Origin of the sequence: Comamonas odontotermitis (assembly GCF_040396735.1) — a bacterium.
Taxonomy (GTDB): domain Bacteria; phylum Pseudomonadota; class Gammaproteobacteria; order Burkholderiales; family Burkholderiaceae_C; genus Comamonas; species Comamonas odontotermitis_C.
The window spans coordinates 1-10,338 of the sequence record NZ_JBEBNZ010000053.1 but is presented as its reverse complement, the minus strand read 5'-3'; the positions used below and the strand labels follow the sequence as shown (position 1 = coordinate 10,338).

The 10,338-nt window shown below is 61.8% G+C and carries 11 protein-coding genes, 1 tRNA gene and 2 pseudogenes; 6 read left to right on the top strand and 8 right to left on the bottom strand.

Annotated features, from left to right (window positions below; all coding sequences use genetic code 11):
* Positions 1–332: 332 nt before the first annotated feature.
* From ACH2DG_RS20590 to ACH2DG_RS20575, 4 genes are read right to left on the bottom strand one after another with little or no spacing between them, the layout of a single operon-like run.
* The gene (locus ACH2DG_RS20590; protein WP_395028438.1) at positions 333–1,127 is read right to left on the bottom strand and encodes a pseudouridine synthase; all 795 of its coding nucleotides are present in this window, start codon (positions 1,125–1,127) and stop codon (positions 333–335) included.
* Positions 1,128–1,175: 48 nt separating this feature from the next.
* Positions 1,176–1,607 carry a DUF6691 family protein gene (locus ACH2DG_RS20585; RefSeq protein WP_395028437.1) on the bottom strand — a complete coding sequence of 144 codons (432 nt, stop codon included), beginning with the start codon at positions 1,605–1,607 and terminating at the stop codon, positions 1,176–1,178.
* A gap of 10 nt (positions 1,608–1,617) precedes the next feature.
* The gene (locus tag ACH2DG_RS20580) at positions 1,618–2,046 is read right to left on the bottom strand and encodes a YeeE/YedE family protein (protein ID WP_395028436.1); all 429 of its coding nucleotides are present in this window, start codon (positions 2,044–2,046) and stop codon (positions 1,618–1,620) included.
* A 36-nt stretch (positions 2,047–2,082) separates the two neighbouring features.
* Positions 2,083–2,406 (bottom strand): ArsR/SmtB family transcription factor, encoded by a 324-nt coding sequence (locus ACH2DG_RS20575; RefSeq protein WP_395028434.1) that lies wholly within the window; start codon positions 2,404–2,406, stop codon positions 2,083–2,085.
* An 89-nt stretch (positions 2,407–2,495) separates the two neighbouring features.
* On the opposite strand from ACH2DG_RS20575, the gene ACH2DG_RS20570 reads away from it, so the two are divergent.
* Positions 2,496–3,410, top strand: coding sequence for an MBL fold metallo-hydrolase (locus ACH2DG_RS20570; RefSeq protein ID WP_395028432.1), 915 nt, complete (start codon positions 2,496–2,498; stop codon positions 3,408–3,410).
* A 20-nt stretch (positions 3,411–3,430) separates the two neighbouring features.
* Here the strand turns inward: ACH2DG_RS20570 and ACH2DG_RS20565 are convergent, their stop codons facing one another.
* The 3 genes from ACH2DG_RS20565 to ACH2DG_RS20555 all read right to left on the bottom strand — a co-directional run bounded on the left by ACH2DG_RS20565 (position 3,431) and on the right by ACH2DG_RS20555 (position 7,109).
* Complete coding sequence (locus ACH2DG_RS20565) at positions 3,431–4,711, bottom strand: MFS transporter (protein ID WP_395028431.1); 1,281 nt, start codon at positions 4,709–4,711, stop codon at positions 3,431–3,433.
* Between the two features lie 382 nt (positions 4,712–5,093).
* Positions 5,094–5,939: a DUF4377 domain-containing protein gene (locus ACH2DG_RS20560; protein WP_395028430.1), complete on the bottom strand. Its 846-nt coding sequence runs from the start codon at positions 5,937–5,939 to the stop codon at positions 5,094–5,096.
* 285 nt (positions 5,940–6,224) lie between these two features.
* Positions 6,225–7,109 carry a peptidoglycan DD-metalloendopeptidase family protein gene (locus tag ACH2DG_RS20555; RefSeq protein ID WP_395028429.1) on the bottom strand — a complete coding sequence of 295 codons (885 nt, stop codon included), beginning with the start codon at positions 7,107–7,109 and terminating at the stop codon, positions 6,225–6,227.
* Positions 7,110–7,495: 386 nt separating this feature from the next.
* On the opposite strand from ACH2DG_RS20555, the gene ACH2DG_RS20550 reads away from it, so the two are divergent.
* The 5 genes and pseudogenes from ACH2DG_RS20550 to ACH2DG_RS20530 all read left to right on the top strand — a co-directional run bounded on the left by ACH2DG_RS20550 (position 7,496) and on the right by ACH2DG_RS20530 (position 9,857).
* Complete coding sequence (locus ACH2DG_RS20550) at positions 7,496–8,062, top strand: DUF2242 domain-containing protein (RefSeq protein WP_395028427.1); 567 nt, start codon at positions 7,496–7,498, stop codon at positions 8,060–8,062.
* A 191-nt stretch (positions 8,063–8,253) separates the two neighbouring features.
* The gene (locus ACH2DG_RS20545; RefSeq protein ID WP_395028426.1) at positions 8,254–8,817 is read left to right on the top strand and encodes a DUF6891 domain-containing protein; all 564 of its coding nucleotides are present in this window, start codon (positions 8,254–8,256) and stop codon (positions 8,815–8,817) included.
* Positions 8,818–8,884: 67 nt separating this feature from the next.
* A pseudogene (locus ACH2DG_RS20540) lies at positions 8,885–9,022 on the top strand (recombination protein NinG); the annotation flags it as partial.
* Positions 9,023–9,039: 17 nt separating this feature from the next.
* Positions 9,040–9,213 (top strand): annotated as a pseudogene (locus tag ACH2DG_RS20535) (transposase); the annotation flags it as partial.
* Between the two features lie 299 nt (positions 9,214–9,512).
* Positions 9,513–9,857: a hypothetical protein gene (locus ACH2DG_RS20530; protein ID WP_395028425.1), complete on the top strand. Its 345-nt coding sequence runs from the start codon at positions 9,513–9,515 to the stop codon at positions 9,855–9,857.
* A 401-nt stretch (positions 9,858–10,258) separates the two neighbouring features.
* Here the strand turns inward: ACH2DG_RS20530 and ACH2DG_RS20525 are convergent.
* Positions 10,259–10,335 (bottom strand) — tRNA-Arg (locus ACH2DG_RS20525).
* Between the last annotated feature and the right edge of the window lie 3 nt (positions 10,336–10,338).

The window sequence follows — 10,338 nt, the reverse complement described above, 5'->3', positions numbered from 1 at the left end:
AAGAACGTGTTTACGATCTCCTCGCGCCGCGACAGTGGCTTTGCGGGGCGCCCGGCTAGGGATGGGATGCGAGGCGCAATACCGCAGCAATAGCCCCGCTATTGCGAGGATTTGCAACAACGCAGACCGCCCGCAAGGCCACTGTCCCTACGGGTTGGAGTGAAATCGGGCGATTTCTGCGCGCTGGCCCTTGCTTGCACCCCGGTGCAAGCTGCGGCCAAGCACTTCGAACTCATCCCGATTGCACTCCAACGCGGCTGCGTAGAGATCGTAGACACGTTCTAAGCAAGCGCGCTGGCAGATGAACGGCTGTGGCGATTGACCAGTTGCGCCTATTCCACGAAATGGTGCAACAGGTGCTGCCATTGCAGCAGGCTGGGGTGGTCGCCTGTTGTGGATGCGTAGTCCCCGACTGTAGGCCATTGAAGGCCGCTGTGCAGTTGCAGAGCCTGTTGCGTGTAGGGATGCGCCAGGTGCATGCCCCAGGCATGCAGCCACAGCCGTTGCAGGCCCAGGCGCTCGGCCCACCAGCGGTTGAGCGGGCCCTTGCCGTGGGTGGCATCGCCGATGATGGGGTGGGCGATGTGCTTGAGGTGGCGGCGAATCTGGTGGCGGCGCCCGGTGTGCGGCTCGGCCAGCACGAGCGACAGGCGCGTGCCGGCAAAGCGGCTGTCATAGGCATCGGGGTGTTCCAGCGCGGCCAGCTTCGAGAAGCGGGTCTGTGCAGGTTGGGCGGGGGCATCAGCCGGTGCGTCGTCGGGGCGCAGGGCGTGGTCTACCTCACAGTGCTCCGGCGCCCAGCCGCGCACCAGGGCCAGGTAGCGTTTGTGGATCCGGTGGTTTTCAAACTGCGCGCGGGTGCGGCTGGCGGCTTCGGGGTGCAGGGCCAGCAGCAGCACGCCGCAGGTGCCTTTGTCCAGCCGGTGCAGCGGGTAGACATGCTGGCCGATCTGATCGCGCAGGGTCTGCACGATGAAGCGCGTCTCGCCCGCGTCCAACCCCGTGCGATGCACCAGCCAGCCCGCTGGCTTGTAGATGGCAATCAGGTGCTCGTCTTGCCACAGCACGGGCAGCGGGCTGCCCTCGGCATGCGTGTGCGCAACAGCGGGGTCGATGGGTGGAAGCATGGAGTGAAATTGGGCTGTAGCGCCTGTCAGTAAAGCGCAGCAAGCTATCTATTTTATAGTTTTTGTGCCTTGCCGCGCTTGCCACAACCCGTACAGCACCATGCCTGCCAGCATGGCAGCGCTGAAGATGGCGGCTGATTCCATGCCCGCCGTGATGCCGACCAGCGCCGGGCCGGGGCAGTAACCGGCCAGCCCCCAGCCCATGCCAAAGAGGACCGAGCCCACGACAAGCGGCGCGTCAACCGTCTTGCTGGTTGGCAACTGCATGGGCTCGCCCAGCAGGCTGCGCTGGCGTTGGCGGGCCAGTGCAAAGCCGGGCAGGCCCACCGCAATGGCGCCGCCCATCACCAGGGCCAGCGACGGGTCCCAGGCGCCGGCCAGATCGAGAAAGCCCAGCACCTTGTGAGGATCGGCCATGCCCGATACCAGGAGGCCCAGGCCAAACACCAGGCCCACGATGGCAGCAATGATGGTGGTCATGACAACCTCCTTACAGAACGTGGCGCGCCACAAACACGGTGGCAAAACCGGCAGCCATGAAGCACAGGGTGGCGACCAGCGAACGCACCGACAGGCGGGAGAGCCCGCACACCCCGTGCCCGCTGGTGCAACCCGAACCCAGGCGCGTGCCAAAGCCCACCAGGAGCCCGGCGATCGCCAGCACTGGCCAGCTTGCCGGGCTGGCAGCTGCAGGTACTGGCGCAAACAGACCATAGGCCCAGGGCGCAGCCAGCAGGCCAATGACGAACGCCACCCGCCATGCCCCGCCCGGCGCGCGCGGTGGCAGCAAACTGCCCACAATGCCGCTGATGCCTGCGATGCGACCATTGAACAGGACGAGCAGCACGGCGGCCAGGCCGATCAGGGCGCCGCCAAGCAGGGCAGTCACAGGGGTTAAGGCGGACATATCAATGGTCATGGCGGGCTTTCGTGGGGGATGAAGGGGTGTGGCGCATCAGGGCGCGGGGCAGTACTGGGTGTACATGGTCTGCAGCAGTGCCAAAAGACGTGCGTCGGCCACTTGGTAGTAGATGTTCTTGCCTTCGCGCCGCGTGGTGACGGCCTTCTCGCGCCGCAGCACGGCCAGCTGCTGCGACAAGGTGGGCTGCAGGATGCCCAGGTGCGCTTCCATGTCGCTGACGCAGCATTCGCCCTGGCTCAGGTGGCACAGCAGCAGCAATCGGTCTTCATTGGCGAGCAGCTTGAGGGCGGTAACCGCCTGCTGCGCAGCCATGCGCATGGTGTGCGGTGAGATATCGGCGGTGGGGTGATGAGGCATTGGTGGGAGGGCGACAAACGGCCTTGCAGCGGGGTCTGGTTTTTATTATATTAAAATATATATTATTTTTTTAGAAAATGTTGTCAATCATGACCTCACCAGCTGCATTTGGCGTACAGGCGTTCTTTGACGAGGTGACGGGCACCGTCAGCTATGTGCTGCACGATGCCGCGAGCCGTGAGGCGGCGGTGATTGACCCGGTGTGGGACTTTGATGCCAAGAGTGGCCGCACCAGCACGGTATCGGCCCAGCGCATTGCCGACTACCTGCGTGCACAACAACTGGATCTGCGCTGGGTATTGGAGACACATGCGCATGCCGATCACCTGTCGGCTGCCCAATGGCTGCGTGCGCAGGCGCCCGCCGGCACGGCACGCATTGCGGCCCCGGTCGTGATCGGGCAGCAGATCACCGCTGTGCAGAAGGTGTTTGGCGGTCTGTATGGAATGGATGCTTCCATCGCCCCACAAGGGGCAGACTTCGACCGGCTGCTGGGCGATGGCGACGTGTTGCAACTGGGCGCCACCCGCATTCGGGCCTTGAGCGTGCCGGGCCACACGCCCGCAGACCTTGCCTATGCGGTGGAGGGGGACGGCGGCAGTGGTGTTGCCGCCATTTTTGTGGGCGACACCCTGTTCATGCCTGATGTGGGAACGGCGCGCTGCGATTTTCCGGGCGGCAATGCGCACCAACTCTACCGCTCCATCCGCAGGTTGCTCGACCATCCGCCGCACACGTCGCTGTATATCTGCCACGACTACCCGCCCGCAGGCCGCGCGCCTGCCTGGCGCACCACGGTGGCTGAGCAGCGAGCCCACAACATTCATGTGCATGACGGTGTCGATGAAGCCGCGTTTGTTGCAATGCGTCAGGCACGCGATGCAACGCTGGCTGTGCCGCAGTTGATGCTGCCTTCGGTACAGGTCAATATCCGTGCGGGCAAGCTGCCGGAGGCGGATGCGCAGGGCCGGCGCTTTCTCAAGCTGCCGGTGAATGCGCTGTAGCCGCGGTAACTGCTCTTGCCCTATCGGCCCGCAGACTGGTGCTGCGCGTCTTCAAAGCGGTTCACATTCCACAGGCTGGGGAAAAGCCGCGTCCACATCCCCACCACGGCCAGCGTGCACAGCCCGCCTGCTACGGCGGCAGGCACGGCCCCCAGCAACGCAGCGCTGCTGCCCGCGCGGAACTCGCCCAGTTCATTCGAAGAGCCGATGAACAGCATGTTGACCGCATTGACGCGGCCCCGCATGCCATCGGGCGTGGCAAATTGCAGCAGTGCGCCGCGCACGTACACGCTCACCATATCGGCCGCACCGGCCACTGCAAGCGCGATGCAGGACAGCCACAGCCAGTGCGACAGCGAGAACACGAGGTTGGCAATGCCGAAGATGGCGACAGCGAGCATCATGCGTTTGCCCACATGCGTGCCGAAGGGGCGGTTGCTCAGGTACAGGCCCGCGCAGACCTCGCCCATGGCCATGGCGCTGCGCAGCAGGCCCAGGCCTTCGGGGCCGGTGTGCAGCACTTCGTGCGCGTAGATGGGCAGCAGCGCCACCACGCCGCCCAGCAGTACGGCAAACAGATCGAGCGAGATCGTGCCCAGCACCATGGGCCTGCCGAAGATGAAACGGATGCCGGTGCCAAAGCGCTGCCAGATGGAATCGGCGGGTGCATCCACCCGGTCCTTCGCTCGGGGCGTGGCATACAGCACCTGCACGCGCAGCAGCAAGACGGTGCCGACCGCAAACGCCAGCAGGCAGGTGCCATAGGTCCATTCCGCGCCGCCTGCGGCATACAGAAAGCCGCCCAGCATGGGCGCGCCGATGGCAGCGCACCGCATGACCACGCTGTTGGTTGCAATGGCCTTGGGCAGCAGCGCCTGCGGCACGAGCTGTGGCAACAGGCTTTGCAAGGCCGGGCCGGAAAACGCCCGCGTGGCCCCGTACAGCACCAGCACGGCATAGATGCCGGCCACCCCTGCATGTCCATGGCCCGACAGCCACAGCAGCAGCGCGCTGCAGACGCCGCCGATGGCCCAGCTGGCTGCCAGAATCTTCTTGCGAGGCAGACGGTCAATCAGCTCGCCTGCCGGCAGCAGCAGCACCAGCATGGGAATGAACTGTGCCAGGCCCACGAAGGCCAAGGCCATCGGATTGCGCGTGAGGTCGTACACCTGCCAGGCCACCACCACGGCCTGGATCTGCGTGGCACCGACGGCAAACACGCGGGCCACCAGAAAAGTCAGAAAGCCGCTGTGCTGGTCGCGCAGCAGGGGAGGGTGGGCGGAGCTGGGTGGAACGGGCATGGATGGCAATGGCACGCGTCTGGGCCGCATGGGCGCAATCGAGGCAACTGCAGTGTTGTTGGTGGTTGTGGCACCATTCTGCCACGGGGGCTCAACTCTTATATAAGACTTAGGCTTCGCAAGCGTGCAACAGGGTGTTGCCCAAAAACTGGGCACGAAGAAAATATGATTGCAGATCAAGCACCTTGCTCGCTTTTGCCAAGCTTATACACAGAAGCATCCCCGCTGGATGGGAATAACTGCGACTGTTGCAAGATCGCCTTCAACCTGGCGTGACTGGCAGGAATGCGCCTTGCATCGCCGAGGGAGGAGGGGAAGGGGCAGCGCGCGGCCATGAAAAACCCCGGCAAGCCGGGGTTGGTGCTGGTGCAGAGCGGGGTGCTTACTTGGTGCGCTCGGATTCGACCATCATGTCCAGCACGTAGGCGTAGCGCGAGGCGTCGGCGGGCGGGTTCTGCACCGTGTAGCGCTTGACGCGCAGCACATTGCGGATGCCTGGCTCGTGCTGGTAGCCTTCGATGTTGCCGTAGAAATTGCCCCATTCGCCGGTCGTGGTCTTGCGGCCTGCGCTGTCATAGTGCACATCACGGACCTGCAGGCACTGGGTTCGCATCACGCCCGCGCTGCATGGCTTGGTCTGGGGGCCCACTTCCAGGAAGATGGTCTCGCCCGCATTGCCGTACTTGGTGGCATTGGTGGGCACGGCCTTCAGATTCCAGCGGCTGCCGTCATTGAAGCTGAGCACCATGCTCTGCGGGTTGGCATCCTGCGCAATGCGCACGCTTTGCGCGCGCGGCAGTTGGGCGCCCACGGCTTGTTCCAACTGCATCACACGGCCATCGGCGCAGGCCATCTGGGTCGAGATCATGTTGCCGATGGTGATCTTGTCGCCATCGAGCTGGTAGCTGCCGCCGAGGTTGTTGCAGATCTTGGTGGAGACCAGTTGCTGACCAGGCTGGCTGCCAGCAGAAAAGTTCAGGCGCACGGCCGTCTTGGGGGCCAGGGCGGTGAAGCTGGGCAGCGCGCGGCCAGATTGATCCTGGGCGCTTTCCAGGTCCCAATGGTAGGCCTGCAGGGTTTTGTCGAGTGCAGAGGAGTTCATGCCGGGATTGGTAGAGGAGGAGGCGCCAGGCTTGCTGGTGGAGGGGTCGGCCGAGCCCGTGCTGCTGCAGGCAGCGATGCTGAGCAGGGCGGCGGAGGCGAGAGCGGCGAGAGGCCAGCGTGTCATGGTGGATTCCTTTCTGGATATGGGATGGTAGCCGATGGGGCTGCCAGCCGTTGGTTGGAACGCAAACACGTTCAACGGGGGTGTGCGCCATCCTAGAGGATGGGCATGTACGCAGGTTGTAGGCTGTTATCCGTTTTGATGGCCTGCGTGTGAGGGGATGCTGCGATGCAGTACTGCACAAAAGATGGGCAGTGATCAATAATTTTTATAAAACAAGGGCTTGCGAGATTGTCCCCAGGCTTGCCCACACCATCGCCCACAGAAGTGAGGAATAAGGTTGGGCGATCAGCCCGGCAGGAAGAGCGCCGGGTCGACCATGGTGCGGTTGAGCATGACGCCCCAGTGCAGATGCGGGCCGGTGACACGGCCGGTGGCTCCCACCTTGGCAATCACGTCGCCCGCCTGTACTGCGTCGCCCACGGCGCAATCGAGCTTGCTGAGGTGGCAGTACATGGTCAGAAAGCCGGAGCCATGGTCCAGCCATACGGTATTGCCGTTGAAGAAATAGTCGCCCGTATCGATCACCTTGCCTGCGAGCGGCGCCTTGATGGGGGTGCCGGTGGGGGCCGCAATGTCCATGCCGCTGTGCGGATTGCGCGATTGGCCGTTGAAGACGCGGCGCAAGCCGAACGAGCTGGAGCGCCGCCCGGGCACGGGCGCGGGCAGCACCATGCCGGCTGGAGAAACATTGCTGAAGGTGGCCATGACCTGCTTGAGGTGGGCGCTTTCCCGCTCATAGCGGGCATTGTCTTCGGCCGAAAGATCGACCGTCTTGGGTGCCACCTTGAGCCGCTGCTCGCTGTACTTCTTGTCTCGCACGGTGTAGGGGATGGTACGGCTGCCTTCTGGAGTCTGCACGCGGATAGCGGCTGCCCCCACGGCGGCAGACAATGGAATGCCCACCAGGGCTGTCCATTCGATTGCATCACCCAGCACCAGCACGGGCATATCGCCGCTGAATGCCTGGGGGCGGCTCGCTGCAGGCCCCAGCGAGAGCCGCGCCACGCCGCCCGGCACCCGTGAATCCGCCGGCCAGCCATCGGGGGCGTGGGATGGCGCAGCCTGCAGGCCAGGCGCAAGCATTGCAACCGCGCAGCCCAGTACCACCTGGCGGCGACTGAAGCCCTGGCTCGCAGCAGTGAGGTCTGCGGATGTAACTGAATGGAACATGGCGAAGATCAGATTCTGAAAGTTGCTTTAAAAAGCATAGCGCCTTGCGCTTGCCTATAGAGCGCAAACCTTGCATTTAATATGCAAATTTTGGTAAACCGGACGATGTGTAACCCCGATGGCTACGGGGGCTGGTAGCATATTTGATGCTATCCTTTTTGCAAATGGTAAAGCGACTGGTGGACTGGCGGGCACGGGATGTCTGCCAGAGCGGCTGCTGTAGCCCATCCATCCGTTACAGTAACAGCGGCCATGGGTGCCAGGGCGTTTTCCGCAGAACCATATTCCGGGAGTTGGTGTCGTTCATGTTGGGCAAGTATTCAGACAGACCTTACCTTGCGCGTGCAAGCGGCAACCTGCGGCTTCGCACTGCAGCATGGGTGCTGATGGCTGCCGGTGTGGCCCTGGTGTCGGGCTGCGGGAGCCTGGGTGGCAGCCAGGACGGAGCCCATTACAACGTGGTGGCACGCGAGACCTTCGGCTCGGCCAATACCTATTCGCGCCTCTTCGATGCCTCGCCCGAGCGCACCTGCGAAGCGGCGCGCCGCGCGCTCCTGAGCCAGGGCTACCTCATCAACGTGTCCAAGGATAAGGAAGTGGAGGGCCAGAAGACCTTCCAGCCTGCGCCGGACAACAACCAGGTCATCACCATCCGCGTAGTGTGTGCCCCTGACAGCAAGGACGGCAAGGTGAGCCTGGGCTTTGTCTCCGCACTCAAGGACACCTACAACCTCAAGAAGAGCAGCAACTCGGCCAGTGTGGGCGTGGGCGCGCTCGGCTCGCTGTCCCTGCCATTTTCTGCCGGCAATGATTCCCTGATCAAGGTGGGCAGTGAAACCGTGAGTTCGGCCACGTTCTACGACAGCTTTTTTGACCTGATCAAATCCTTTCTCCGCCAGGACGACAGCCTGCGCCAGCAGAGCTTGCACGATGGCGAGGAGTTTGTGGAATAGCGGCGGCAATGCTGCGGCGCAAAACGCATACCCCATGAAAAACCGGCTCAGGCCGGTTTTCTTCTTTGGCAAGGCGGCTCGCCCGCTCATGGGCTCCGAGTCGCATGTTCCGCAAAGCAGCGCTGCACTTGCAGGCAGCCAGGTGCTGGGTTAAAAACAGCCATGGGCAACACAAGTGTGGAGCGTGCGAAATGCCACTGAACCATGAAGTGCGGGACGAGATTACGGTGCTGGTGCATGGCGGGTTTGAAGATGCCCCGCGCATCGTCGAAATCATCGTGGACGAGATGTACGAACCCGGAGAACTGGACGAGGACGAGGTGCAGGTCTTTGTGAGCCAATGCTTTGCCGCCCTGGAGCTTGCCAAAGGCCAGTGGCCGCGCGTGACCGATTGTGATCGCCTCGACCAGGCCTTTGACCAGCTGGAGCAGCAGGGCGTGGTCTGCCTGCAAAACGCGGGCCATACGCAAAGCGATGGCTATGACGATATCCGCGAGGAACTGCGCGAGCGCAGCGATGCGACACGCTTCATCGGCTATTGCTTTTTCCACGGACAGGATCTGGCGCGGGCAGTACGTGGAGGCGGCCTCTATCTGGCCTTTGGTCCGCTGGATGCGGCACTCGAGCATTCGCTCGGCCTGGAAGTCGGTCAGCGCGTGATGCGTGCGCTGGTGGCGGCAGGTCTGCATGCGCAGTGGAGTGGAGCGTTTGACGAGCGCATTTCCGTGCCGGCATTTGACTGGAAGAACCGTTGATGCAGGTCGATTGCCATGTTTCTATAGCAATGATGTAGAGCTATGAAGGGATGACCAGGTAGATGCAGGCCACTACAGGAGCAGAGGCGCTGCGTCTCACCTTCGCTACAACCAAGACAACTGCCACGCCCAGTCAAAGTTCGATAACCAGTGGAGAGCCAGGAATGTGGTCGAGCGACGCCCCCCGGAGTTGAGTAGCAGGTGAGCCTGGAGTCCAATCCCATGCAACAGGAGATTGGACGTGAAGAACAGATCATTGGCTTCCTGCGCGAAGCCGAGACGGGCCTGCCGGTGGCCGAGCTGTGCCTGCGGCACGGTTTCTCGGAAGCCAGCTACCACCTCTGGCGCAACAAGTTCGGCGGCATGAGCGTCTCGGACACCGACACTTTGAGTAATCGCGGCACTCTTTGAAGCTGCGATGGCGGGGTTTTGGCCCAATTCGTACTAAGCCGTCAATATCTCGCAAATCAACAACTGGAGAGCCTATGGCAAAGCCAAAGAAGGTTGCGCCAAGGGAGCCCAGTGCTGTGTAGAAAACAGAAAGGGCCCACTAGGTAGGCCCTTTACTCACTGAAACTTGCCGGTAGCAGAGGGCTTGAATAGGATTCAGTCGTGATCTCTCTCTAGATGGAGTTTCTGGTGAGTGGTTCAATTGTGATCTTCCTGCTTAAAAGGTTGATAGGTGTTAACCCGATATGAATCTGCAGGGGATGACTGATTCCTTGCAGACTTTGGAAGAGGGGCGAATGGCGAGGCCAACAGAATTCACCCTTGTCCTAGCTGACCAGATATGTGAAAGGCCTGCAGATGGCGAGAGTCTGAGAAACATCTATCTTGGCGACAAGATGCCAGGGAAGGCGACTGTGTTCCGTTGGCTGAGAAGTCACGAGAAGTTCCGAGACCGATACGTGCATCCGCGTGAGGCGCAGGCTGACGCGCTATTCGATGAGAATCTAGACATCGCTGATGAGGACTGCACGATGGTTTGGGCCGATAGCCCTTCAACCCAAGGTGATGGTGTTAAGGCATCGCTTATGTGAGGCCAATCAACAATCAGCGTTTTGAGCCACCAGCCGGCTTCACTTCCATGTGCTGAAGGTGGGGTAGGGCTGCGTCAATTGCAGCTTGCGCCTCCGGTGGGTAGTTCTGCCACATCGGCTTTCCCTCAAACTGGATGTTCTCTGCGCTGCCAGCCTGGCGGCATAGGGCTTGGGCGGCGGCCTCAAGTGTTCTCAAGATCCATCTTCTGGCCCCTTGGCTGCTGGCATATTTTGCAACCAAAAATGGAATACACCCGGGATAAATGCTTGAGTTGCAGTCGTAATTTCGCTTCGCTTTTGCTACGGCTGAAGCTGAAAGATTGGGTGCGGAGGCTGTGCAAACCAACAGTTTTTCGAAGCAGAAAACTACAGAATTGATAGCGAAGAGTCGTTGTTAAGACTGGCCTGCCCGACTGGAATCGAACCAGTGACCCACAGCTTAGAAGGCTGTTGCTCTATCCAACTGAGCTACGGGCAGGTG

What these genes read in the sequence shown, in the direction of transcription:
- ACH2DG_RS20565 (WP_395028431.1), bottom strand. Translation starts at nt 4,711, where the DNA reads ATGCCCGTTCCACCCAGCTCCGCCCACCCTCCCCTGCTGCGCGACCAG.
- ACH2DG_RS20550 (WP_395028427.1), top strand. Translation starts at nt 7,496, where the DNA reads ATGGCTGCCGGTGTGGCCCTGGTGTCGGGCTGCGGGAGCCTGGGTGGC.
- ACH2DG_RS20590 (WP_395028438.1), bottom strand. Translation starts at nt 1,127, where the DNA reads ATGCTTCCACCCATCGACCCCGCTGTTGCGCACACGCATGCCGAGGGC.
- ACH2DG_RS20575 (WP_395028434.1), bottom strand. Translation starts at nt 2,406, where the DNA reads ATGCCTCATCACCCCACCGCCGATATCTCACCGCACACCATGCGCATG.
- ACH2DG_RS20580 (WP_395028436.1), bottom strand. Translation starts at nt 2,046, where the DNA reads ATGACCATTGATATGTCCGCCTTAACCCCTGTGACTGCCCTGCTTGGC.
- ACH2DG_RS20560 (WP_395028430.1), bottom strand. Translation starts at nt 5,939, where the DNA reads ATGACACGCTGGCCTCTCGCCGCTCTCGCCTCCGCCGCCCTGCTCAGC.
- ACH2DG_RS20555 (WP_395028429.1), bottom strand. Translation starts at nt 7,109, where the DNA reads ATGTTCCATTCAGTTACATCCGCAGACCTCACTGCTGCGAGCCAGGGC.
- ACH2DG_RS20530 (WP_395028425.1), top strand. Translation starts at nt 9,513, where the DNA reads ATGAATCTGCAGGGGATGACTGATTCCTTGCAGACTTTGGAAGAGGGG.
- ACH2DG_RS20545 (WP_395028426.1), top strand. Translation starts at nt 8,254, where the DNA reads ATGCCACTGAACCATGAAGTGCGGGACGAGATTACGGTGCTGGTGCAT.
- ACH2DG_RS20570 (WP_395028432.1), top strand. Translation starts at nt 2,496, where the DNA reads ATGACCTCACCAGCTGCATTTGGCGTACAGGCGTTCTTTGACGAGGTG.
- ACH2DG_RS20585 (WP_395028437.1), bottom strand. Translation starts at nt 1,607, where the DNA reads ATGACCACCATCATTGCTGCCATCGTGGGCCTGGTGTTTGGCCTGGGC.